Source organism: Paenibacillus sp. FSL R7-0210 (genome assembly GCF_038009085.1).
GTDB classification, from domain to species: Bacteria; Bacillota; Bacilli; order Paenibacillales; family Paenibacillaceae; genus Paenibacillus_AQ; species Paenibacillus_AQ silagei.
On record NZ_JBBPAR010000001.1, the window covers coordinates 433702 to 458066 of the forward strand.

At 54.1% G+C, this 24365-nt stretch carries 12 protein-coding genes, 7 tRNA genes, 3 rRNA genes and 1 pseudogene; 18 read left to right on the top strand and 5 right to left on the bottom strand.

What is annotated here, in order from left to right:
* Nucleotides 1–238: 238 nt before the first annotated feature.
* The 10 genes from MKY64_RS01965 to MKY64_RS02010 all read left to right on the top strand — a co-directional run bounded on the left by MKY64_RS01965 (nt 239) and on the right by MKY64_RS02010 (nt 7066).
* Nucleotides 239–1799: ribosomal RNA gene (locus tag MKY64_RS01965) — 16S ribosomal RNA — on the top strand.
* A 284-nt stretch (nt 1800–2083) separates the two neighbouring features.
* Nucleotides 2084–5011, top strand: a 23S ribosomal RNA gene (locus tag MKY64_RS01970).
* A 122-nt stretch (nt 5012–5133) separates the two neighbouring features.
* Nucleotides 5134–5250 (top strand): 5S ribosomal RNA (gene rrf, locus MKY64_RS01975).
* The 16S, 23S and 5S rRNA genes sit together here, the layout of an rRNA operon.
* An 822-nt stretch (nt 5251–6072) precedes the next feature.
* A tRNA-Glu gene (locus MKY64_RS01980) sits at nt 6073–6147 on the top strand.
* 187 nt (nt 6148–6334) lie between these two features.
* Nucleotides 6335–6410: transfer RNA gene (locus tag MKY64_RS01985), tRNA-Val, on the top strand.
* A gap of 39 nt (nt 6411–6449) precedes the next feature.
* Nucleotides 6450–6523: transfer RNA gene (locus MKY64_RS01990), tRNA-Met, on the top strand.
* A 9-nt stretch (nt 6524–6532) separates the two neighbouring features.
* Nucleotides 6533–6610: transfer RNA gene (locus MKY64_RS01995), tRNA-Asp, on the top strand.
* 32 nt (nt 6611–6642) lie between these two features.
* Nucleotides 6643–6717: transfer RNA gene (locus MKY64_RS02000), tRNA-Gly, on the top strand.
* Nucleotides 6718–6723: 6 nt separating this feature from the next.
* Nucleotides 6724–6800, top strand: a tRNA-Arg gene (locus tag MKY64_RS02005).
* A 187-nt stretch (nt 6801–6987) separates the two neighbouring features.
* Nucleotides 6988–7066: transfer RNA gene (locus MKY64_RS02010), tRNA-Leu, on the top strand.
* Nucleotides 7067–7136: 70 nt separating this feature from the next.
* Here the strand turns inward: MKY64_RS02010 and MKY64_RS02015 are convergent.
* Together MKY64_RS02015 and MKY64_RS02020 are read right to left on the bottom strand one after the other, a co-directional pair.
* Nucleotides 7137–7790 (bottom strand): NAD(P)-dependent oxidoreductase, encoded by a 654-nt coding sequence (locus MKY64_RS02015; protein ID WP_340950651.1) that lies wholly within the window; start codon nt 7788–7790, stop codon nt 7137–7139.
* The gene (locus MKY64_RS02020) at nt 7750–8082 is read right to left on the bottom strand and encodes a hypothetical protein (RefSeq protein ID WP_340950652.1); all 333 of its coding nucleotides are present in this window, start codon (nt 8080–8082) and stop codon (nt 7750–7752) included. Before MKY64_RS02020 ends, MKY64_RS02015 begins: the two co-directional genes overlap by 41 nt.
* Nucleotides 8083–8223: 141 nt before the next feature.
* Here MKY64_RS02020 and MKY64_RS02025 point away from each other — a divergent pair, with 141 nt between their 5' ends.
* Nucleotides 8224–9108 carry a LysR family transcriptional regulator gene (locus MKY64_RS02025; RefSeq protein WP_340950653.1) on the top strand — a complete coding sequence of 295 codons (885 nt, stop codon included), beginning with the start codon at nt 8224–8226 and terminating at the stop codon, nt 9106–9108.
* 21 nt (nt 9109–9129) lie between these two features.
* Here MKY64_RS02025 and MKY64_RS02030 read toward each other — a convergent pair whose 3' ends face one another.
* The gene (locus tag MKY64_RS02030) at nt 9130–9552 is read right to left on the bottom strand and encodes a VOC family protein (protein WP_339311266.1); all 423 of its coding nucleotides are present in this window, start codon (nt 9550–9552) and stop codon (nt 9130–9132) included.
* Nucleotides 9553–9617: 65 nt separating this feature from the next.
* Nucleotides 9618–11601 (bottom strand): annotated as a pseudogene (locus MKY64_RS02035) (beta-galactosidase trimerization domain-containing protein).
* 129 nt (nt 11602–11730) lie between these two features.
* Here MKY64_RS02035 and MKY64_RS02040 point away from each other — a divergent pair.
* A complete protein-coding gene (locus tag MKY64_RS02040; protein ID WP_340950654.1) occupies nt 11731–12636 on the top strand; it encodes an AraC family transcriptional regulator in 906 nt (301 codons plus the stop codon).
* A gap of 19 nt (nt 12637–12655) precedes the next feature.
* Here MKY64_RS02040 and MKY64_RS02045 read toward each other — a convergent pair whose 3' ends face one another.
* Nucleotides 12656–13522, bottom strand: a complete 867-nt coding sequence (locus MKY64_RS02045; RefSeq protein ID WP_340950655.1) for an AraC family transcriptional regulator — start codon at nt 13520–13522, stop codon at nt 12656–12658.
* 133 nt (nt 13523–13655) lie between these two features.
* On the opposite strand from MKY64_RS02045, the gene MKY64_RS02050 reads away from it, so the two are divergent.
* The 6 genes from MKY64_RS02050 to MKY64_RS02075 all read left to right on the top strand — a co-directional run bounded on the left by MKY64_RS02050 (nt 13656) and on the right by MKY64_RS02075 (nt 24330).
* The gene (locus MKY64_RS02050; RefSeq protein WP_340950656.1) at nt 13656–14408 is read left to right on the top strand and encodes a GDSL-type esterase/lipase family protein; all 753 of its coding nucleotides are present in this window, start codon (nt 13656–13658) and stop codon (nt 14406–14408) included.
* A gap of 69 nt (nt 14409–14477) precedes the next feature.
* The gene (locus tag MKY64_RS02055) at nt 14478–16787 is read left to right on the top strand and encodes a helix-turn-helix domain-containing protein (RefSeq protein WP_340950657.1); all 2310 of its coding nucleotides are present in this window, start codon (nt 14478–14480) and stop codon (nt 16785–16787) included.
* Between the two features lie 257 nt (nt 16788–17044).
* Nucleotides 17045–18031, top strand: coding sequence for an ABC transporter permease (locus MKY64_RS02060; RefSeq protein WP_051478672.1), 987 nt, complete (start codon nt 17045–17047; stop codon nt 18029–18031).
* 15 nt (nt 18032–18046) lie between these two features.
* Nucleotides 18047–18931 (top strand): carbohydrate ABC transporter permease, encoded by an 885-nt coding sequence (locus tag MKY64_RS02065; protein ID WP_036732429.1) that lies wholly within the window; start codon nt 18047–18049, stop codon nt 18929–18931.
* A gap of 37 nt (nt 18932–18968) precedes the next feature.
* The gene (locus MKY64_RS02070; RefSeq protein WP_340950660.1) at nt 18969–20519 is read left to right on the top strand and encodes an ABC transporter substrate-binding protein; all 1551 of its coding nucleotides are present in this window, start codon (nt 18969–18971) and stop codon (nt 20517–20519) included.
* Nucleotides 20520–20556: 37 nt separating this feature from the next.
* Nucleotides 20557–24330: an Ig-like domain-containing protein gene (locus tag MKY64_RS02075; protein ID WP_340950662.1), complete on the top strand. Its 3774-nt coding sequence runs from the start codon at nt 20557–20559 to the stop codon at nt 24328–24330.
* Nucleotides 24331–24365 lie beyond the last annotated feature (35 nt).

A 24365-nucleotide genomic window follows, 5' to 3' on the forward strand; every position in this document is an offset into this window, starting at 1 on the left:
CATGTTGCTCTGATGAATACACACTTTGCTTCATCGAAAATAAGTGTTGCATTCAGAAGAAGAACATGTTATATTATAAGAGTTGCTGGTGACGAGATAATCGACACTAACAACGAGCTTGATCTTTGAAAACTGAACAACGAGTGAGTATCTGGAGATCACTTCGGTGAGATCCAAAAATGAGAATGTAAATTCTCGTCAGATGTTTCAAAATGAGCAATCGCTCTTTCTAAATACCAATTTGGAGAGTTTGATCCTGGCTCAGGACGAACGCTGGCGGCATGCCTAATACATGCAAGTCGAGCGGAGTTTGAAAGGAAGCTTGCTTCCTTTCAAACTTAGCGGCGGACGGGTGAGTAACACGTAGGCAACCTGCCCTCAAGCCTGGGATAACTACCGGAAACGGTAGCTAATACCGGATAATTTCTTTTTTCTCCTGAGGAGAGAATGAAAGGCGGAGCAATCTGCTGCTTGGGGATGGGCCTGCGGCGCATTAGCTAGTTGGTGGGGTAACGGCCCACCAAGGCGACGATGCGTAGCCGACCTGAGAGGGTGAACGGCCACACTGGGACTGAGACACGGCCCAGACTCCTACGGGAGGCAGCAGTAGGGAATCTTCCGCAATGGGCGCAAGCCTGACGGAGCAATGCCGCGTGAGTGATGAAGGTTTTCGGATCGTAAAGCTCTGTTGCCAGGGAAGAACGTCCGGTAGAGTAACTGCTACCGGAGTGACGGTACCTGAGAAGAAAGCCCCGGCTAACTACGTGCCAGCAGCCGCGGTAATACGTAGGGGGCAAGCGTTGTCCGGAATTATTGGGCGTAAAGCGCGCGCAGGCGGTTATTTAAGTCTGGTGTTTAAACCTTGGGCTCAACCTGAGGTCGCACTGGAAACTGGGTGACTTGAGTACAGAAGAGGAAAGTGGAATTCCACGTGTAGCGGTGAAATGCGTAGATATGTGGAGGAACACCAGTGGCGAAGGCGACTTTCTGGGCTGTAACTGACGCTGAGGCGCGAAAGCGTGGGGAGCAAACAGGATTAGATACCCTGGTAGTCCACGCCGTAAACGATGAGTGCTAGGTGTTAGGGGTTTCGATACCCTTGGTGCCGAAGTTAACACAGTAAGCACTCCGCCTGGGGAGTACGGTCGCAAGACTGAAACTCAAAGGAATTGACGGGGACCCGCACAAGCAGTGGAGTATGTGGTTTAATTCGAAGCAACGCGAAGAACCTTACCAGGTCTTGACATCCAACTAACGAAGCAGAGATGCATCAGGTGCCCTTCGGGGAAAGTTGAGACAGGTGGTGCATGGTTGTCGTCAGCTCGTGTCGTGAGATGTTGGGTTAAGTCCCGCAACGAGCGCAACCCTTGACTTTAGTTGCCAGCAGGTGAAGCTGGGCACTCTAGAGTGACTGCCGGTGACAAACCGGAGGAAGGTGGGGATGACGTCAAATCATCATGCCCCTTATGACCTGGGCTACACACGTACTACAATGGCCGGTACAACGGGAAGCGAAGCCGCGAGGTGGAGCCAATCCCAGCAAAGCCGGTCTCAGTTCGGATTGCAGGCTGCAACTCGCCTGCATGAAGTCGGAATTGCTAGTAATCGCGGATCAGCATGCCGCGGTGAATACGTTCCCGGGTCTTGTACACACCGCCCGTCACACCACGAGAGTTTACAACACCCGAAGTCGGTGGGGTAACCCGCAAGGGAGCCAGCCGCCGAAGGTGGGGTAGATGATTGGGGTGAAGTCGTAACAAGGTAGCCGTATCGGAAGGTGCGGCTGGATCACCTCCTTTCTATGGAGAATCGTCTTCTGCAATGAAGACATTCAAATCTTAAATCTAGCCGGTCGGCTAGTTGCTCACTCGTTGGTCAGTTTTGAGAGCTCAAACTCTCAAGTAACACTATCTGTTATTCCGAACATCACAGCCGTGATTGTCCCGTAATAACAGCAACTTGATCCTTGAAAACTGGATACCGAAACGAATTTGCGTTTTAGAACATTCCTTTAAGCTGAACTTGTGTAAACAAGTTTCATATTAATGGCGATACTAGCGATTTTCCTTAGGGAAAACGCATTGGTTAAGCTACTAAGAGCACACGGAGGATGCCTAGGCGCCAGGAGCCGACGAAGGACGTGGCGAACAACGAAACTGCCTCGGGGAGCTGTAAGCAAGCTTTGATCCGGGGGTGTCCGAATGGGGAAACCCAGCTGTGGTAATTCGCAGTTACTCGTATCTGAATACATAGGATACGCAGAGGCAGACCAGGGGAACTGAAACATCTAAGTACCCTGAGGAAGAGAAAACAATAGTGATTCCGTCAGTAGCGGCGAGCGAACGCGGAACAGCCTAAACCAAGGGGCTTGCCTCTTGGGGTTGTGGGACGTCTCACATGGAGTTACAAAGGAATAGAGTAGGCGAAGAGGTCTGGAAAGGCCCGCGATAGAGGTAAAAGCCCTGTAGCCTAAACTGTGTTCCCTCCGAGACGGATCCCGAGTAGTGCGGGGCACGTGAAACCCCGTATGAATCCAGCAGGACCATCTGCTAAGGCTAAATACTACCTGGCGACCGATAGTGAAACAGTACCGTGAGGGAAAGGTGAAAAGCACCCCGGAAGGGGAGTGAAATAGAACCTGAAACCGTGTGCTTACAAAAAGTCAGAGCCCTCTTTATGGGTGATGGCGTGCCTTTTGTAGAATGAACCGGCGAGTTACGTTTAACATGCAAGGTTAAGGTGAGAAGCCGGAGCCGCAGCGAAAGCGAGTCTGAATAGGGCGACTGAGTATGTGGACGTAGACCCGAAACCGTGTGATCTACCCCTGTCCAGGGTGAAGGTGCGGTAACACGCACTGGAGGCCCGAACCCACGCATGTTGAAAAATGCGGGGATGAGGTGGGGGTAGCGGAGAAATTCCAATCGAACTCGGAGATAGCTGGTTCTCCCCGAAATAGCTTTAGGGCTAGCCTCGGTGAATGGAGTGGTGGAGGTAGAGCACTGATTGGGTGCGGGGCCCGCAAGGGTTACCAAGCTCAGTCAAACTCCGAATGCCATTTACTTCTTGCCGGGAGTCAGACAGTGAGTGCTAAGATCCATTGTCAAAAGGGAAACAGCCCAGACCATCAGCTAAGGTCCCCAAGTGTGTGTTAAGTGGGAAAGGATGTGGAGTTGCACAGACAACCAGGATGTTGGCTTAGAAGCAGCCACCATTGAAAGAGTGCGTAATAGCTCACTGGTCGAGTGACTCTGCGCCGAAAATGTAACGGGGCTAAACACACCACCGAAGCTATGGCTAGATGCTTTGCATCTGGGGTAGGGGAGCGTTGTGTAGGGGTTGAAGGTGTACCGTAAGGAGCGCTGGACACTACACAAGTGAGAATGCCGGTATGAGTAACGAAAAGATCAGTGAGAATCTGATCCGCCGAAAGCCCAAGGTTTCCTGAGGAAGGCTCGTCCGCTCAGGGTAAGTCGGGACCTAAGGCGAGGCCGACAGGCGTAGTCGAAGGACAACAGTTTGAAATTACTGTACCACCGTAATCCGCTATGAGCGATGGGGTGACGCAGGAGGGTAGTGACGCGGACTGATGGATGTCCGTCTAAGCAGTGAGGCTGGTGTGCAGGCAAATCCGCACATCGTTAAGGCTGGGCTGTGATGGGGAGCGAAAATTATAGTAGCGAAGGTCATGATCTCACACTGCCAAGAAAAGCCTCTAGCCAGGAGAAGGTGCCCGTACCGCAAACCGACACAGGTAGGCGAGAAGAGAATTCTAAGGCGCGCGGAAGAACTCTCGTTAAGGAACTCGGCAAAATGACCCCGTAACTTCGGGAGAAGGGGTGCCTCGGTAGGGTGAATAGCCCGAGGGGGCCGCAGTGAAAAGGCCCAAGCGACTGTTTAGCAAAAACACAGGTCTGTGCGAAGCCGCAAGGCGAAGTATACGGGCTGACGCCTGCCCGGTGCTGGAAGGTTAAGGGGAGCGGTTAGGGGTTAAACCCGAAGCTGTGAACCGAAGCCCCAGTAAACGGCGGCCGTAACTATAACGGTCCTAAGGTAGCGAAATTCCTTGTCAGGTAAATTCTGACCCGCACGAATGGCGTAACGACTTGGGCGCTGTCTCAACGAGAGATCCGGTGAAATTTTAATACCTGTGAAGATGCAGGTTACCCGCGACAAGACGGAAAGACCCCATGGAGCTTTACTGCAGCTTGATATTGAATTTGGGTACGATCTGTACAGGATAGGTGGGAGCCGGTGAGAGCGGAGCGCAAGCTTCTGCGGAGGCGCCGTTGGGATACCACCCTGATCGTATCTAGGTTCTAACCTAGTGCCCTTATCGGGTACGGGGACCGTGTCAGGCGGGCAGTTTGACTGGGGCGGTCGCCTCCTAAAGAGTAACGGAGGCGTTCAAAGGTTCCCTCAGAATGGTTGGAAATCATTCGCAGAGTGCAAAGGCATAAGGGAGCTTGACTGCGAGACCTACAAGTCGAGCAGGGACGAAAGTCGGACTTAGTGATCCGGTGGTACCGCATGGAAGGGCCATCGCTCAACGGATAAAAGCTACCCTGGGGATAACAGGCTTATCTCCCCCAAGAGTCCACATCGACGGGGAGGTTTGGCACCTCGATGTCGGCTCATCGCATCCTGGGGCTGAAGTAGGTCCCAAGGGTTGGGCTGTTCGCCCATTAAAGCGGTACGCGAGCTGGGTTCAGAACGTCGTGAGACAGTTCGGTCCCTATCTGTCGTGGGCGCAGGAAATTTGAGAGGAGCTGTCCTTAGTACGAGAGGACCGGGATGGACGTACCGCTGGTGCATCAGTTGTTCCGCCAGGAGCATGGCTGAGTAGCTACGTACGGACGGGATAAGCGCTGAAAGCATCTAAGCGTGAAGCCCCCTCAAGATGAGATTTCCCAACATGTAAGACCCCTTGAAGACGACGAGGTAGATAGGTTGGAGGTGGAAGTGCAGCAATGCATGGAGCTGACCAATACTAATCGGTCGAGGGCTTATCCAAAAAATAATTCGCAGATTCGTTTCGGATTCAGTTTTCAGGCGATCAAGCCTGGCAGGATGTTAAACCGATGGTTTGATATTTTCTGTAGCGATTTCGAGAAGCGTAGGCTTCGAAAAATCACGTTTGGTGGCGATAGCGGAGGGGTTCCACACGTACCCATCCCGAACACGACCGTTAAGCCCTCCAGCGCCGATGGTACTTGGACCGAAGGGTCCTGGGAGAGTAGGACGTTGCCAAGCACTTAAGACCACTGTTGATTATCAATGGTGGTTTTTTGTTGCGTGACTTTATCTATTCGATGCTGGTATACCTGGATTCAGGCTATGGCGGAAGCATTACCTATGACACTAGTACCTCATCAGATCTAAAAGGATGAAAAGGATGAATAAGCTTGTTAAACCTTATCAACCCAAAATCTAACGGACCGGAGAGATCTTATCCCCGCGAAAACGCCACTTTTTGCAGCTTAACGGACTCAGGCGACTTTATCGTCTCTCTATGAGATGTTTCGGAGCCTGAAGTACAAAGGATAAGGCCTGTGGAGTCCGTTACTCGCCCAATTGACGACTTTCTTCCCAAATAAGAGCACCTCAGTCCGTTACGCTAAGCCAAACGCCCCTGAAGAACAACTCCCGATTGGAAAAAAGAAGTAATTTGAAGAGGAATTGCGTCTGCTCCACTATTTTTAATCTGATGCAGTACTAGTGGAAGAAGAGTATTTCATAGAGATTGTGGGCAGGCTGAGACGCGAGGGACGAGATGTCCGTCATTTAACCTTGTCTGCTTCCTCTGAGACTCTATACAGTTGACTGGAGAGCCGTGATGAAGGCAGGAGTCCCTGGACCGCTATACAGATGGAGAGATGTCTTAGAGGGCGTGAGAATAAGCTCTTTGTATGTGATGTAGATACTGAACATAAGTCTATTTCCGTGGTTGCGGAGATTATTATGGCTTTGGTGGAGAATCCGCTAAGTAAGGAATAGAATAATAATATTTCTATTGTATTAATCTATTTTATCTGATATAATATTTTTTGTTGTCGAAAGATTGTTTGCTTATCTGGCTCGTTGGTCAAGGGGTTAAGACACCTCCCTTTCACGGAGGTAACATGGGTTCGAATCCCATACGAGTCACCATTTTCTTCTTTGAATTATGGGATGAGAATTCCCTGGGTTCGTTGAAGCATAGGCATCGTAAGGAATACTTCGCAATCTCGTAACGGAGTGGAGAGTATCCCATACGAGTCACCACTTTCTTCTTTAATAAATTAATGGTTGTATATCTTATGAAAATGTGTTATGATCATTAAGTTGCTTCTTCGATGGAGGCTTAGCTCAGCTGGGAGAGCATCTGCCTTACAAGCAGAGGGTCGGGGGTTCGAACCCCTCAGCCTCCACCATGCAGACTTTGCAAGCTAGAAGAGAATATTTTTTACTGACGCGGGGTGGAGCAGCCCGGTAGCTCGTCGGGCTCATAACCCGAAGGCCGCAGGTTCAAATCCTGCCCCCGCAATATTATCTTGGAACCGTGGTGTAGTTGGCCTAACATGCCTGCCTGTCACGCAGGAGATCGCGGGTTCGAATCCCGTCGGTTCCGCCATTTTTATTAAAGCAGTTGAATACATACCGTGTGCGGACGTGGCTCAGCGGTAGAGCATCGCCTTGCCAAGGCGAGGGTCGCGGGTTCGATTCCCGTCGTCCGCTCCATATTTTGCGCCCTTAGCTCAGCTGGATAGAGCGTTTGACTACGAATCAAAAGGCCGGGAGTTCGAATCTCTCAGGGCGCGCCATTATTACTTCACTGATTTAACCAAGTGTCCTTAAGATTCGAACGAGTTCGTTGGAGCATAAGCTTCGATAGCACAACTTCGCAATCGGATGCGTAGCATCCGTATCTCTCAGGGCGCGCCATTACTACTTTATTGAATGTTTTTCATCTTAAATTTAATTATCCGTGATGGATATATATGATATTAAGCCGGCGTGGCGGAATGGCAGACGCGCTCGACTCAAAATCGAGTGGGAAACCGTGGAGGTTCGAGTCCTCTCGCCGGTACTACCAAAAGGTTTATGACATTGTATTTTGGACAATGTCATAAACCTTTTTTGTTTTTATTGCACTGAAACTATATTAACTGATTTAGCCTGCTTTCAGGTTCTTCCCCGTATTGTACACGTTTTATATTCTTTATGAAGAAATCATATCTTTTTTGGTGGAATTTCCGGCCGTCAGGCATTCCTGCGGTATGGGGAGTAAGGATCACGTTATCCAGCGTGCGGAGCTCACTGTCTATAGGAAGCGGTTCGGATTCATACACATCCAGGCAGGCTCCGGAAATATCTCCGTTTTTTAATGCGTCCAGCAAGTCTCTTTCGTTGACAATCCCCCCGCGGGCGGTATTGATAAAAATAGCAGTATCCTTCATTTTCTTGAAGACTTCTTGGTTCATCAGGTGCTTGGTTTGCTCAGTCAAGGGTACGTGAACACTGACGATGTCGGATGTGCTTAGGAGTGTATCGAAATCGGTCATTTTCACTATGCCGTCCGATGGCGCTTCGGTATTTCTCGCATAAGCCAACACATTCATATCAAAAGCGCTGCAAAACGCAGCTACCTTTTTTCCGATAGCGCCCAGCCCGATAATCCCCATGGTTTTGCCCTCTAATTCACTTCCTGTGTACTCCAAGTGATGTTCATCCATCCTGTTTTTCATGAAATGATCAAGAAACGGGATGTTTTTATAATAAGCCAGCATTAGTGCCATTACCTGCTCGGCCACGGCCTGTGTTCACTCCTGCAGCATTGGCCACCCAAATGCCGAGCTGTGTGCAGGCAGGGATATCGACATTATCATAACCTGCACCTGTCTGTACCAATTTTAATTTTTTGGCGCTAGCCAGCAGGCTAGGGTCCACTTGGATATGTTCAGGAATGAGGACCTGACAATCTTCAATATGATGCAGCATATCTTGTCCAGGCGGGACAATGATAACGTTCCAGTCTTGCGGAAAATACCCGGTAATCTTTGATTGTGCAGTTTCGTTAAAATGACCAACGATGAGAACCTTCATAGCTAAACCACCTTTTCATAACCTGGACTATTTGACCCCTTGTCTGTGTTAATGATAATTTTAGACATAAAGAATAATGTTGTAAAACGCAAATATTTTGTGAACTATATTAATATTTTCTATATATTGAGGAGGTATTCTATGTATTTTCCTGGGATAGAAGCGTTTTTAGCTATCGTACGGACTGGGAGTATAAGTAAAGCGGCCGATCTGCTGCATCTGTCACAAGCAACGGTAAGTTACCGCTTAAAGACATTAGAGCAAGGGATGGGCGGACTGTTAGTGGAGCGAAGAAAAGGGGCAGCCAAAATCAGCCTGACCCCAAAAGGGGAGAACTTTTTTAGTATTGCGGAAAGATGGGAGGCGCTCTGGAGGGAAACTCAAATTTTAAAGGCGAATGGTTCGCAGTTAAGTCTGGCCATAAGCGCTGCCGAAAGTATAAGCCACTTTGTCTTGCCTCCGGTATATAGAATGCTTAATCAGCATACTCCGTCCATCCGATTGCAGATTCGTACGCAGCATACTCAGGAGGCTTTTGATAGTATTGAGCGGCGTGAGATGGATGTGGCGTTTGTGGTACGGGAAATTGTGTCGCCTAGCGTTACTGTTCAACCGTTTTTCACTGAAGAAATGGTGCTGTTGCGCTTGGCTGTGCCAGGGCGGCAGGCTGGAGATACGGTGGAAATGGAAGAATTGGCGGCAGAGCATGAAGTCCTCGTCAATTGGAATCGGGAGTTTCAATTCAGACATGACCAGTGGTGGGACCCGCTGTGTCCGTCCCGTGTACATCTGGACTCAGCGGGACTCATCACTACTTTTTTGACGAATGCCAGACAATGGACGATTGTGCCCGCTTCGATTGGCGCCCATATGAAGGGGATGGGAGAATTTGTTCTTCAGAAGCTGGCGGTGTCAGTGCCCCCTAGAGTAGGCTATAAGGTAACTCATAAGTTTCCAAACCAGGCGTTACACGAGCCCCTTCAGATTCTTGATAGCTATCTGCGAGATACATTTGGAGTCCAATGACCTGGCCGCAGTGCTGTGCAATCATTGTATCCGCTTGGAAATCGGGTGGTCTGCGTTCATCTGCAGCAGGTCCCACAGGTTGCCGTACAAATCCTTGAATACCGCAACGATTCCATAAGCTTCTTCTTTGGGTTCTCTAACGAATTCAATCCCCCTGGAGACCATTTCATGATAATCTCGCCAGAAGTTATCGGTGTTCAGAAATAGGAATACTCGTCCGCCTGCCTGATTGCCGATAAAGAACTCCTGTTCAGGCTTCGACGCCCGGGCCAGCAGAAGGGTAGTGCCTGATGATCCGGGAGGGGAGACTACGACCCATCTTTTATCCTGCTCGGGCTGATAGAGATCTTCAACTAATGTGAAATTCAGCTTGTTGGTATAAAATTCTATAGCTTCATCATAATCCTTAACGACTAGAGCAATGTGCACAATGGACTGAAGCATCCCGGTCATCCTCTCATTCTAGGCAATGGTATAGCTCTTATTATTCTACTATAAATGGACCTAATCTACACCAGCTCAATTACCGCCATCTGATGATTCTTCAGGTAAGGAATCGTGTAGGTGATCCCGCCCCCGCTGCTGACGGTGAACTGCAGCTCTGTCATCGACGGGGCCAGATAGACCCGGTGTACGGGATCAGAGGAGGGTAGGCGCAGGCTGACGGAAATGTCCTGCAGCGGCACAATATCCTCGATGACTTCGATCCGGCCTTTGAGCGCGGGAGCGGCGTAGAGCAGGTGGTGCACATAGCGCTGCTCTGCCTGCTGGTACTGCAGGGTCGTTATGCCCCGGGCCGGCAGAGTAGTGCGAAGGGAAGGAAGCGGAAGCAGACGCGACAGTGCATGCAGCACCATTTCCTTCAGGATAAGATGGCCGGCATCCGCATATTCGCTGAATACATCCCAGGCAATATAGATCCCGCTGCTGCTCTCCACCATCCCCGGCCCGTTATCCTCCTGTGTACCCGGCGTATGCTGGTGCGAGCAGAAGGTGAAGACATCACGGTTGAAATAAGGATTCTCCAGATGACCGAGCGATTGTCCTTCCAAGAGTTCCACCAGCTGACCCTCGCCGTACATTACATAGGATGCAGGCAGCAGGGCGCCGGGCGTGAAATGGGGCTTGAAGTAAGACGGCCGGTAAGGGTTGGCCCCCAGCCAGCTGATCCCCAGGTTCAGTGCAAAAGCATCGCCTTCCGGATTCAGGCCGGAGCGTCCGGTGGCCAGCACCTTGCCGCCTCCGGCGGTAAAGGCCCCAATCGCGTCGGCCAGCTCCGGCCATACGGGCACCTCATCGGGCAGCACCAGCACTTTGTAGGCGGTGAAGTCGCTGAACGTATCTACGATGTCATACAGGTAATGGCCTTCTGTCAGTATGCGTACCGCACCGGCATCGGCCAGATTGCGTTCCCCCCTGCGTGCCTGTCCGCCGGGGCAGGCTTCACGTGCAGCCTCCAGGGACAGGACGGCAATATCTGCAACGGACGTAACCCCGCTGCACCACTCCTCCTTCGCCTCCACCTCGCTGTAGGCGGCGCCGATCAGGGCATAGGTCGCTTCATCCATCCAGCCGGAAGGGTGAAGCTGGTCGCCGATGGAGCATCGGGCGCCATGGGCGAGGCTGAGCGCGGCTTCGAACCGCAGCGCGTTCGGATGCTTATACCCGCCGAATTCGCCCCAGGAGGTATGGAATTTGCCGGTCATGCCGAGGAATTCCATACCGAGCGTCTGGGCGTAGCGTGCCGACAGCGGGAAATGGTCATACCCCCAGCCTCCGGTAGGAAGCGACTCCAGCTCCAGATGGCTGTTGACCTGTACCAGATCGCGGCGTCCCCGCTGCTGATGGCCGTTGTTGTGATAGACCGGCAGGCCGGGCTTCACGGCATCAATCGTCTCGCGCACACGGCGGGCATAATTCAGGTAGGTCTGCTCGCCGAGGGCGATGTCGGCAGCTTCGTCGCGGGGGTCCCGGCCGGCTGCCCGCAGGGCGGCGACGCAGTATTGACAGCGGCACTTGCGGACGCCGACAATGTCGAGGAAGATACCGTCTGCCTCGTACCGGGAGACGGCCTCATGAATCTGGGCCAGCAGGATGTCCAGGTAAGGCGTGTTCAGGCAGAACTCATGGTAGCCCGGGGTCATGAAGTCTTTTACCCAGCGTGTACGGTCCTCGGCATCGCGGATCAGCGGACGGATGACGGCGGGCCAGCTTCTCATCAAGACCGGCTGACAGATAGACCGGAGTCTTGACACCGATTTCATGAGCGGCTTCAATCATCTCGCCCAGCAGGTCAAAGGAGAGGCCGGGATGAATCTCATTGGCGTCGCTGGGATGATAGGCCCAGCCGTGATGGCATTTGGAGAATACGGTGACCGAGTCTACGTGACCTGAGCGCAGCATGGACTGGAACTGGGATTTGGAGAAGGCCTGCCCGATGCCGGGAATGGCTTCGGAAGTATGGAAATCAAGATGAACCTGACGGAAACGCATGGATACACAACCCCTTAGAGAATTGGATGAAAAGCGGATTCCCAGTCAATGTACCTCTTTTCCGCCGTGGCAGCCAGTGATAATATAGACTTTGAATAGCACAAAATCGACCTGAGACAAGGGGGAGCTATGATGCTGTGCCTGGAATTTGCGATTCCCCCGCTGCCGCAGCTGGTTACGGTGGGACATGCGGTCTGGTCTCCGGGGGACCGGCATTTCGCCCGCACGTTCGGTGTGTACGATCTGCTGCTGGTCAAGCGGGGAACGCTCTATATGGCAGAGGAAAGCAAGGAATACGCAGTGGGTGCGGGACAACTGCTGGTGCTGGAAGCGGGAAGGCCGCATGACGGGTACCGGGCCTGTGCGGAGGATACGGAAATTTACTGGGTGCACTTCATCCATGAGCATAAGCCGGGATATATCCGGCGCGGGGAGATCCCCTGGTCTTCACTGCTGGCTAAGGGAACGGTGGAGGATGAGGAGCCGTCTGCGCAGCAGCGCCTGTACCTGCCCAAATTCGCCCCGGTTGATATAGAGGCATTGGAGCCGGTATTGCAGGAGATGAACGAGATTCACAGCCGGCTGAGCGCAGAGAATGCACTCCGGCTCCAGCTGCTGCTGGCCGGTCTGCTGGCGGCGCTGCAGGCGGAATGCCAGCGGACGGGCCAGCCGGAGCCGGCGGCCCGGCTGGCCCGGGCTGCCGCTGCTTATCTGGATGTCCACTGGAGACAGCCGTTTCATCTGGCCGGGCTTGCGGAGGAGCTGCATTTCCAGGCGGATTATATTACGAGGTGCATGAAGCAGCATATCGGCACGACGCCGCTGCAGTATGTGCTGCAGCGGCGCCTGGAGGAAGCGAAGAAGCTGCTTGGCGGTACGGTGCTGGACATTGCTGAAATTGCCGAACGGGTCGGTATTCAGGACCCGAACTATATGACACGCCTGTTCAGCATGAGGTTCGGTGTCACCCCCGGGGCCTACCGGCGGCGGCTGCGCATGCGGGATGAGGCCGCCGCCGATACGGAGGAAATCTGAGCGATGGCCGGGGATAAGGTCAGGAATTCTGGATTCGCTCGCGGTACTGGGTGGGGGTGCAGTTGAATACTTTGCGGAACTGGCGTGAGTAGTAATTCTGGTCATGGAAGCCGCTGTCCATCGCCACCTGGGAGACGCTCAGGCCGGGGCTGCGCAGCAGCGTGCAGGAATAATCCAGCCGCTTGCGGATCACATAATCCATCGGCGTGGTCTGGTAGTTGCGGGTGAACACTCTCAGGAACTGGCGGGTGGACATATAGGCCATATCCGCCATGGACTGCAGGGTGACCGGCTGCAGGAAATGCTCCTCGATATAGGTGACCGTCTCACCGATCCGCAGCGCCTTGTTATCCTCATGGCCGCTGCTATTCTGATAATAACGTGAGAGCATGCCTACCAAGGCGGTGAAATAGGTGCGGATCATCAGCCGGTATCCTTCAGGCTGACGGTCATGCTCTTCCAGAATGTCATCCAGCAGCCGCGTCGCCTCCTGGAGCTGCCCGGCTTCCAGGGAGAGCATGCCCTTGAAGTACATCTCCTTCCGGTAGAACGGCTCGATATAGAATAATGCCTGGAACCCCGGCAGCAGTCTGAGCTCGGACTGCTGGAGCAGCTGTTCAGGCTGGAACATCACATTGACGTATTCGATGCCCTCGACATTTTTGTAGCCATGGGAAACGTTGCTGTGGATCAGAAAAACCTGCCCGGCGGTAACCGGATACTCTCTCCCTTCAATGATATGCACGGCGTTTCCCGACAGAATGACGACCAGCTCGGAGAAGTCATGGCTATGGACGTAGTAATCATGGGTCAGCGGGCACTTCTGGATTCTGAAGGTGAAGCCAGGCTCAAGTCCAATGTCCCGCGCTAGTATTTTGGTTGTCATGGCAATATTATGCTAAAGAAGGTCGGGATCGTCAAGGCGGAGAACGACGGGCGGCGCTACCATTAGATTGCGGGCATATTTGCCTGGCTGGGGACAGCCGGGGGGACCTGCGTAATGGTCAGGAGGGAAAAGAATGCTTCATTTACTAAATCACAGCGTACTGAATCATAAAGAAAAACCAAGTACCGGAAATCTCCGGATACTGTTCCTCGGGGACAGCATTACGGCAGACGGCCGGTATATCAGCCTGGTCCGGGAAGGCTTAAGCAGGCACCGCCCGGAGCTGGCGGTGGAACTGCTTGCGTGCGGGGTTCCCAGCGAGACCGTCTCGGGACTCAGCGAAGCCGCGCATCCATTTCCGCGGCCCTGTGTCCATGACCGGCTGGCAGGCGAGCTGGCGGCGGCCAGTCCCGATGTGGCCGTTGCCTGTTACGGGATGAATGACGGGATCTATCATCCCTTCTCGGAAGCGCGCTTTGCAGCCTATCAGTCCGGGATGAAGCGTCTGAGCGCTCTTATCCGTGAAGCGGGAGCCGCTGCCGTGCTGCTCACACCGCCGCCGTTTCACGCCGCCTCGATGGACGGTCCGCTGCAGCCCGCAGAGGCGGCTGATTTCAGCTATCTCGCGCCTTACCGGAATTATGACCGTGTATTGGAGCGTTATGCGGACTGGCTGATCTCCGGCGGCTGTCCTGCAGACGGTGTCATCGACATACGTACACCGCTGCTGGAGCATATCCGGCATGAGCGGCTGCTTCATGCCTCTTACCGCTACGGGGACGGTATCCACCCGGATCTGTCCGGTCACCGGATCATGGCGCAGGTGCTGCTGCGGGAGTTATTCCGCCAGGATCCGGACGGACTCCGGGAGCAGCCCTGTTCCTGAACCCCTGATTGACAAGCAAAATAGCGCGGGATTATAGTAGTGTCACCCTAAGAGCCGGGAGAGAGGACCATGAATATACTTCAGACAATCCGCTCGCGCAAATATTTACAGCGGATTCTGCTCAGCTTCATGCTTGTTGTGGCCACACTGGCGGCCGCTTCGCTGTTTGTGAACTCGGGTGCCCGCAGCAAGGTGCTCAGCCTGCAGAACGAGGCAGACCGCAAGCTGCTGACCCAGATTAATTACAACATAGAGAACATGAACGGCATCGTTAAGGATTTGGCCGTATCTCTATACAATGATGAGGAGCTGCTGGCCCTGAAGTCAGGTGCGGATTACAGGCAGAGCATTCTCAAGATCGAGCGCCTGAATCATACCGTGGCGGCTTCCCCTTATCTGCACGCTGCCGTGTTCTATAACGGCGCCCAGCACCGGTTCTTCTCGTCGCTGAATCATGAGATTGATAACCGCGTTCTGTACGATTCCCTGAAGGGTTACATGGGCTCCCGGGCGGATCTGCCCAAGCTGCAGCTGATTCCCCTGGACCTTGACGGAAAGGGCGGGGGCATAGACGTCTTTGCCTTCTTCCTGTATGACGGGGAGTCGCTGGGTTCAATCAATGACAACGTGCTGATATTGACGGTGAAGCCGGGGTGGATGCTGGATAATATGAAAGCGCTTAACCAGGTGGCCGAGCGGCAGAATGATGTCCTGTTCGTAACGGACAGCGAGGGTGAGGTGCTTATTTCTACGGACGGCCTGCTTCCTGCCGGGCTGAATATCAGGGGTGAGCTGCTGCCGCGGATCAGCGCCTCGGGCAAGCCGCTGGATTCCTTCAATTATACTCATGAAGACAGGAAGTATAAGGTCACTTATCTGAGCAAAGCGCTGAACAACTGGCAGATTGTCAGCATGCAGGATTACGATGTTGTGCTGGGCAGCGTCCGGCAGATGAAATGGACGGAAATCGCGGTTACGCTGTCTGTTGTTCTGCTGGCCGTGCTGTTGTCCGTGTTCTTTGCGGTGCGGCTGTATAAGCCGGTCGGCCAGCTGCTGACGCTGGTGCCGCAGGAGGCGCACGGCACTCCGCAGGCGAAGGATGAGCTGTCGCTGATTGCGGCCAATGTGACCGAGATGATCAGCAAGCTGAAGGGGCTTGAGCTGGAGCGGGCCTCGCAGTCGAATATTGCCAAGCTCTATCAGCTGCGCAGCCTGATCGGGTCCAGCCACAGCATGGATGAGGCTGCCTTCAGGCAGCTCAGGGAGCAGCATGGCATTGACATCGCTTATCCGTCTCCGCTCCGTCTGGCGCTGGTGCAGATTGATAATCTGCAGGGGCTTGCCGCCGAACCGGGGCTGCCGATGGAGTCCCTGCTGTATTTCGCCATTGCTAACATCGGCCAGGAGCAGCTGCGGCTGGAAGGCACTTGTGAAGCGGCCGATATGAAGAGCGGCCATCTGGTCTTTATTGCTGGGAGTGACGACAGGGAACTGGCGAAGCTGGAGGAACGGTTCAGGGAGCTTCAGCAGACGATCGGAAACTATTACCATATTACCTTCACGGTTACGCTGAGCGAAGTGTTCACGGATTACCGCGACATCACCCGGCATTACAATCTGGCCATCCGCCACTCCGGCTACCGGATGATCTACGGCAAGGGGGCGGTGCTTGAGCCGGGGATGCTCCGGGAGAATGAGGCAAATGAATCCCTGCGCATCCCGCAGGAGCTGGAACGGCAGCTGACGGAGGGACTGAAAGGCGGGGTTCTGGCAGAGACGGAGCAGACGATCCGCAAATGGAGGGAGCTGCTGGGCAGCTTCAGCTACGAGAATATGTTCTCTGCGGTGCTGCATCTTGCGGTTACGCTAAGCAACACGCTTGGCGAGATGAACAGCCGCAACGTCAACCCGGTCTCGGTCAACCTGCAGGCCGTCAACCGCCGTATTCTGGAAAAGGAAACGCTGGATGAGATCGAGGCTGTGCTCCTGGAGGTGGTGCGTGAGGTCGCTGAGCAGCGGCGGAGCGGGCGCGAGGATAAGAACAGGCTGCTGGCGGAGACCGTGAAGGAAATTATTGATAAGCATTACGCCGATCCTGACCTTAATGTGCAGCGCATCGCCGACATGCTCAAGATGAGCTCCGTCTATCTGGGCCAGGTATTTAAGGCGCAGGAAGGAACGACGGTGGTTGATCAGATCAACGCAGCCCGCCTGGCCTGCGCCAGAGAGTATCTGGAGCAGAAGGACCTGACCGTGACAGAGATTATGGAGAAGGTCGGGTTCGGGAATGAAAGCTATTTCTACCGCCTGTTCAAACGCCGCTACGGCACCACGCCGAAGGAATACCGCCTGAAATCGGCCATTGACCGCAGCAAATAAATCAAGCCAATAAACAGGGTTTTCAGCCTTAAGCCAGGCCCGCTAATGGACATTGTTCCTATAGCGGGCTTTTTGCTGCGCGATGCATGCCACGGCCCGGCCGGAGCAGGAATCTGGCAACAATACAGCCCGGATCTACAGCAATCTTGCAATTGTACAGTAACGCAGTGGCCTGGTTCTGCGCTATGTTAGTCGTGCAAAGCCTGGGACACAGGCAGACAGCTGCAGCTAAGGAAGGAAAGGAAGGGGCTTTGGTTATGTTGAATAAGGTTCCACTGGCGGAACAACAAGCAAGTCCGGGTGCGCCTGCGGCAACGCGCAAAAAGACCTGGATCGGAAGGGAGCTTCACCATTTCCGGAACAACCGGGAGCTGTTTCTGCTCTCGCTGCCGGGACTGCTGTACAAATTGATTTTTGCCTATATTCCAATGATCGGCCTGATTATCGCCTTCAAGAACTACAGGTACGATCTCGGGATCTTCGGCAGCAAGTGGGTGGGACTGGACAATTTCCGTTACTTATTCACTACGGATACGGCGTGGCGGATCACCCGTAATACGGTTCTATATAATACCGCGTACATTCTGGTGGGGACCTCGGCAGCGCTGCTGCTGGCGATTCTGATGAACGAAATCAAGGCGAAATGGAGCAAGTTCTACCAGACGGCCCTGTTTCTGCCGCATTTCCTGTCCTGGGTGCTTGTAGGTTATGTGGCGTACGCCTTCCTGAACCATTCGGACGGATTTATCAACCGCACCCTCGAATCCTTCGGGCTGAACCCGGTGAGCTGGTACCAGGATGCCGGGCCGTGGCCGGTGATACTTATTCTGGTCCAGCTATGGAAGGTGGTGGGGTTCAACACGCTGATTTATTTTGCCGGCATTATCGGCATTAACAGCGAATATTACGAGGCGGCGCGGATCGACGGGGCGACCAAGCGGCAGATGGCCTTCAAAATCACGATTCCCCTGATGGCCCCGATCATCATCATTATGCTGATCCTGTCTATCGGCAATATGTTCCGCGGCGACTTCGGCCTGCATTATTTCATCCCGAACAACTCGGGCTTTCTCTACGGCTCTACTGACATCATTGATACCTATGTGTACCGCGCGCTGCGTGAAGTCGGCAATGTAAGCATGTCTGCGGCTACAGGCTTCTACCAGTCGGTGGTCGGTCTGGTGCTGGTGCTGACGGCCAACGGGATTGTGCGCAAGGTCGATCCCGATAATTCCCTGTGGTAAGGAGGTGCCCTGAGCATGGGCAAAACATTCGAATTTTCCAAGCTGTTCATTAATCTGCTGTTTACGGTGCTGTCGCTGGTGGTCATTCTGCCGTTTGTGCTGGTCATCGCAGTCTCGCTGACGGATGAAAAGTCGCTGACTGCAAACGGGTACCAGTTCATCCCCGAGTCCTTCAGTCTGGATGCCTACCGCTATCTGCTGGACGCGCCTGACATCCTGCTCCGGGCCTATGGCGTGACCTTCACGATAACCATCATCGGCGCGCTGACCGGGCTGCTGCTGACCGCGATGACGGCATACGTGATTTCAAGGCAGGATTACCGGTATAACCGGGCGACGACTTTTTATGTATTTTTCACCATGCTGTTCAGCGGGGGGCTCGTTCCTTCCTACATTCTGATTACGCAATATCTGCATCTGAAGGACAGCCTGCTGGCGCTGATTCTGCCCATTCTGCTGTCGCCGTTCAACATTATGGTCATGAAGGGCTTCATGTCCAAGATCCCGCTGGAGATCATCGAATCGGCCAAAATCGACGGCGCACGGGAATTCCGTATTTTCTTCCGGATCATCCTGCCGCTCTCAACGCCTGCGCTGGCTACTCTGGGCCTGCTGATTTCCTTCACCTACTGGAACGAATGGTTTAACGCGATGCTCTACATTGATGATCCGAACAAGGTGCCGCTGCAGCTTCTGCTGGTGCGGACGCTCAACAGCATCGAGTTTCTCACGACGAACTCTGAATTTACCGGGCAGCTTGGCATTGATCTGAGCAGCTTCCCCAACAGTTCGGCACGGATGGCAATTGCCGTACTGGCCGGCGGGCCGATGCTGGTGATTTTCCCGTTTTTTCAGCGGTTTTTCGTCAAAGGGCTTACGGTTGGCTCCCTAAAGGGTTAACATACATTACATGTACTAAGTACAGGAGGTCACTTACATGAAAAAAGGGCTGGTTGGCGTTTTGGCATCCGTATTGCTGGCTGCATCCGTGCTGTCAGGCTGCGGAGGGAACAATAACGGCGGCAACGGTAATGCCGCTAAAGGTACGGAAGGAAGCGGAGCGGAGGCAACGCAAAGTGCGGCTGCGGAAGGCGGGAAGGATGGCGAGCTGAAGCCGGTCGAGCTGACCTGGTATTATCCGCTGTCCCAGCTTCAGGCAGACCAGGATAAGGTGCAGGAGGAAGTCAACAAGATTACGAAGGCGAAGATCAATGCCACCGTCAAGCTGATGCCTGTAGCGATCGGGGATTATGTGCAGAAGATGAACACGGTGCTTGCGGCAGGCGAGAAGTTCGATATTCTCTGGACCGGCTACATGCTGAAGCCGGAAGAGCTGGTGCGCAAGGGCGCGATTCAGCCGATGGATAAGCTGCTGGAGGAATACGCGCCGGAGCTGAAGGCGGAGGTGCCGCAGGTGATGTGGGACGGCCTCTCGGTGGACGGGGAGATTTACGGTATCCCGAACCAGCAGATCAACGGCTCCCGTTACGGATTTATCATCCAGAAGCGTTTTGCCGACAAGTATAATCTTGATACCGCTTCCATCAAAAAAATAGAAGACATCGAGCCTTTCCTGGCCCAGATTAAGCAGAACGAGCCGGATATCATTCCGTTTGGCGTATTCGGCACTTCCTTCATCAATCCGCAGTCGCATGACGACAAGTACTGGGTAGTTCCCGGTCTGGATGACCATTTCTATATCAAAACCGATGATCCTACGTATACGCTCCAGCGCTATCCGGAAGAAGAGCTGGACAATTTCCGGCTGGCCAGCAAATGGTATAAGGAGGGCTATATTTACAAGGATGCCGCTACCGAAAAAGCGAATGATTACCTCGCCAAAGGCCAAATTGCCGTCGATTTCAACGTGACGCTGAAGCCGGGCGTGGAAGCGGAGGTCAAGGCCAAAAACGGCGGCAACGAGGTCATTACGGTTCCGCTCAGCGACTGGTTCTCCAACGGCTATTCGGCCACTACCAACCAATCCATCAGCCGTACCGCCCCTAATCCGGAGCGTGCCATGATGTTCCTGAATCTGGTGAATACCGACAAGGAGCTGTACAATCTGCTCTGTAACGGGATTGCCGGTGAACATTATGACAAGGCGGACGGGGAGTACATCAAGGCCAAAGCGGACTCCCGTTATCTGCCGAACATGGACTGGGTATTCGGAAGCGTATTCAACTCGTATCTGAAGGAAGGACAGCCGGAGAATGTCTGGGAAGAGACCAAGAAGATCAACTCGAGTTCCGAGGTTAATCCTGCAGGTGTCTTCAAATTCAATTCCGAGCCGGTGAATACGGAGATTGCCAACCTGAACGCTGTGTGGGGAGAATACAAACGCGGACTCGTGACTGGAACGCTTGATTTCGAAGAAACCTGGCCTGCGCTGTACGGCAAGCTGAAGGAAGCGGGCGAAGAGAAATACGTGGCTGAAGTCACCAAACAATTTGAACAATTCCTTAAGGATAAAGGTCTGAAGAAGTAAGCCCCTACATCCCACGTTGAAAGGAAGAGGAGCCTTGGTGAAAAAACGTTTGCTTGCGGCACTTGCGGCCAGTCTGCTGTTCACGCTCAATCCCTCTACTCCGTTTGCGTCCCCTGTACATGCGGAGGAGGTGTTGTCCGGGACCGCATTTTATGTGGCTAATAATGGAAGCGATTCCAATGCCGGGACGCTGAATGCCCCATTTCTGACGCTTGAGAAAGCACGCGATACCATCCGGACGCTCAAAGCGGAGGAGGGACTGCCGGAAGGCGGCGTCACGGTGTATCTGCGTGAAGGCAGGTATGAACGGACGTCCAGCTTCGAGCTGCGGGAGCAGGATTCGGGCGAAGCCGGCAAACCGGTCACGTACACGGCCTATCCGGGGGAGTCGGTTACGCTGTCAGGCTCCCGCCAGCTGGCCAAATCGGCATTCGTTCCGGTCACGGATCCGGCCATTCTCGGCCGGATCATCAGCCCGGAGGCGAGAACGAAGGTGCTGGCCGCAGATCTGGGAGCACTGGGCATCACCGATTACGGCCAGCTCAGCCGCCACGGCTATTATCTGGCCAATGATCTCAGCGAGGTGCCGCCGATGGAGCTGTATGTGGCCGGGCAGGGCATGACCCTGGCCCGCTGGCCCAATGAGAGCACCGTCCAGATGGATGAAATCCTTGATCCCGGTCCGACCCGGAAGGACCCGAACGGGGAAGTGCATACGCGCGGGGGCACCTTCACCTATACCTATGACCGGCCCCAGTACTGGACGCAGGCAGACGATATCTGGCTGGACGGGATTTTCGGCTATAGCTGGGAATGGTCGTACAATAAGATTGCTTCCATCGATACGGCCGCTAAGAGCATCACCCTCCGCTACGGGGAGATGAGCGGCATCTTCAAGAACTGGTACCCTGACTTCCACTTCGCGCAGAATCTGCTGGAGGAAATCGATATGCCCGGCGAATATTATATCGACCGCCCGGCCGGCAAGCTGTATTTCCTGCCGAACGCCGAGTTCGCTGCCGCGAATCCCGATATTGAAGTCACAATGCTGAAGAGTCCGATGATTAACGCACTGAATGCTTCGTACATCGACTTCTCCGAGCTTATTCTGGAGAACGGCCGTGATTCAGCAGCCGTATTCATGGGCGGCAGTCATATGCGTATCCTGAACAGCGAGATCCGTAACTTCACCAACAGCGGGGTGCTGGTCAATACGCAGAGCCGGTTCTACTACAATAATTTTGAAGGGGCGCCGGGTACGGACCATGCCATTATCAGCAGCCATATCCATCATATCGGCGGCACTGCCGTCACGCTGACAGGAGGGAACAAGACAACGCTTGCGCCCGGGAACAATGTGGTGGAGAATTCGCATATCCACGATTTTGCCTACTATCACAAAGCCTATAATCCCGGCGTGCTGCTATCCGGCGTCGGTAACCGCATGTCGAACAATGAGCTGCATGACGCGCCCCATCCCGGTGTGCTGATCTTCGGCAATGACCATACCGTGGAGTATAACGAGATCTATGACGTATGCACCACCTTCTCAGATCTCGGCGCGATCTATATGAATGCGGGGGAGCAGCCCCATGAGCGTGGGACGGTCATCCGGCGCAATTATTTCCATAACATCGGCGAGAGCAAAGCCGGAGTAGAAGGGGTATACCCTGACAACTTCACGATGGGACTGACCATTGACGAGAATATTTTCTACAAGATGGGCAATTCGGCGATTAAAAATAACGGCGGATCCCATATCCTGACCCGCAACAATATCTTCATCGACAGCAAGATTCCTTATGATTATGCGGATATGTTCCTGGGCGACGAGCCGGATGATCAGGTGCCGCTCAACTACATGCCGAAGTGGCAGGCGCTGTTCGCGGCGAACAATAATTTCACCGGCACCCCTTATATGACCAAGTATCCCGAGCTGGCGGATTTCTTCACGGAGAACCGGTATTATCCCGACACCAATACGTTCCAGGGGAATGTCGTCTACAACCCGTCGGTTCCGCGCAGCGTAACGACCAATGTGTACGGGGCCTACGACAAGTTCGGACTGGTCCAGTATGCGAATAACTGGGTGACTGCCGCAGATCCCGGCTTCACCGACCTGGCGGGAGGCGATCTGTCGCTGCGGCCGGATGCGGATGTCTTTGGTGCCATTCCCGGCTTCCCTGACATTCCGTTTAACGATATCGGCGTTGACGGCAGGGCGGGCACGACAACCAGTCCGGACAGCTATCCCGTGCAGGGAGTTGCCGTCTATGACAATGAAATAACCGTGGACCGCTGGAAAACGGTGAAGCTGCGCACGGCGGTGCTTCCGTGGAATGCGGATCATCCCGCCCTGACCTTCACTTCGGCCGATCCCGCCATCGCGGCAGTGGACGGCGCAGGTAATGTTACCGGCCAGTCGGTCGGCAGCACGGTCATTACGGTAGCCTCGGCAGAGAATCCGCTGCTGACCGCCACGGTCACGGTTCATGTGGAGGCCGGCGACGGCGTGATGGATTTCACGGATTTCGAATCCGGTGCGAACGGCTGGCAGCAGGATGCCAACCGCAGCATTGAGAAGATTGGCACGAACCGCTGGTACAAGGTGCTGAACGGGGCTTCATCGCTCAGTGCCAAGACCTTCTCCGACTATGAGCTGAGCTTCAGGCTGAAGACGCCGGAGGTGATGGGGAATAATGCGACCCTGTATATCTTCGACCGTCAGGCCGGGAGCGGCTCCAGCCGGGTCGGCTACAAGACCCGGGCGGACGGCAGCTCTGCGTGGCTACTGTACAATTCGGCCTGGACGGTGCTGAAGGAAGTCAAGCTGCCGGGGCATGACCTGCAGCCGGATACGGAATACAGTGTCAAAATGCTTGTGAAGGGCGGCGATATCAGCGTCTATCTGGACGGAGCCTTCCGCTTGAAGGGCAATGATCCGGGACACAATGCAGAGGGCAAAGTCGGCTTCTACGTCAGCAATGTCAGCCAGATGCACTTCGATGACATTCAGTTCAAGGCTCTGACGACTACGCTGGCCGGGATTATTCCGGCGGAGAGCGCGGTGCGTCTGGCCGCAGGGGAGCAGCGGCCGTTGCAGGTGGCCTTCGATCCTTCCGATACGCCGGATACAGGCGTGACCTGGCAGTCGGCCAACCCGGCGGTCGCTACGGTGGACAATACGGGCGTTGTGCATGCCGTATACGAGGGGCAGACGGTCATCTCGGCGGTGTCTACGGTGAATCCGCTCATCAAGGCGGATATTACCGTCACCGTCTCTAATATTATGCATGAGACGGACTTCGAGAACGGGGGCAACGGCTGGCCGGTGGACCCTAACCGCAGCATCGCCGCTGATCCGGACGGCAACCGCCGCTATAAGCTGCTGAACGGCGCGTCAGGCCTGCTCGACCGCAGCTTCACGGATTATCAGCTGGAGTTCAAGCTGAAGACGCCGTCCGTGATGCCGGATAACGGCATCCTGTACATCTTCGACCGCCAGGACAGCTCCGGCTCCACCCGGATCGGCTACCGGACCCGGGCAGACGGATCTTCCTCCTGGATCCTGTATGATACAGCGTGGCAGAAGCTTACCGAGAGTGTACTGCCGGGGCATGACCTGCTGCCGGATACGGAATATGATGTGAAGGTAACGGTGAGAGGCGGAGATATCGCCGTATCTGTGAATGGTTCGCCAAGGCTCTCCGGCAGCGATCCGAACCACCGCCCGTCCGGCAAGGTCGGCTTCTATACCAGCGGCTTCGCTTATATGCTGTTCGACGATATCACCTTCTCGGTTCTGCCGTAACGGAGGGCGGGCGCTGCTTGCGCAGAATCCGAACG

Excerpts from the sequence above, each read along its gene's own strand:
- MKY64_RS02030 (WP_339311266.1), bottom strand. The coding sequence starts at position 9,552 with ATGCTTCAGTCCATTGTGCACATTGCTCTAGTCGTTAAGGATTATGAT.
- MKY64_RS02055 (WP_340950657.1), top strand. The coding sequence starts at position 14,478 with ATGAATATACTTCAGACAATCCGCTCGCGCAAATATTTACAGCGGATT.
- MKY64_RS02020 (WP_340950652.1), bottom strand. The coding sequence starts at position 8,082 with ATGAAGGTTCTCATCGTTGGTCATTTTAACGAAACTGCACAATCAAAG.
- MKY64_RS02070 (WP_340950660.1), top strand. The coding sequence starts at position 18,969 with ATGAAAAAAGGGCTGGTTGGCGTTTTGGCATCCGTATTGCTGGCTGCA.
- MKY64_RS02065 (WP_036732429.1), top strand. The coding sequence starts at position 18,047 with ATGGGCAAAACATTCGAATTTTCCAAGCTGTTCATTAATCTGCTGTTT.
- MKY64_RS02045 (WP_340950655.1), bottom strand. The coding sequence starts at position 13,522 with ATGACAACCAAAATACTAGCGCGGGACATTGGACTTGAGCCTGGCTTC.
- MKY64_RS02060 (WP_051478672.1), top strand. The coding sequence starts at position 17,045 with ATGTTGAATAAGGTTCCACTGGCGGAACAACAAGCAAGTCCGGGTGCG.
- MKY64_RS02040 (WP_340950654.1), top strand. The coding sequence starts at position 11,731 with ATGATGCTGTGCCTGGAATTTGCGATTCCCCCGCTGCCGCAGCTGGTT.
- MKY64_RS02025 (WP_340950653.1), top strand. The coding sequence starts at position 8,224 with ATGTATTTTCCTGGGATAGAAGCGTTTTTAGCTATCGTACGGACTGGG.
- MKY64_RS02050 (WP_340950656.1), top strand. The coding sequence starts at position 13,656 with ATGCTTCATTTACTAAATCACAGCGTACTGAATCATAAAGAAAAACCA.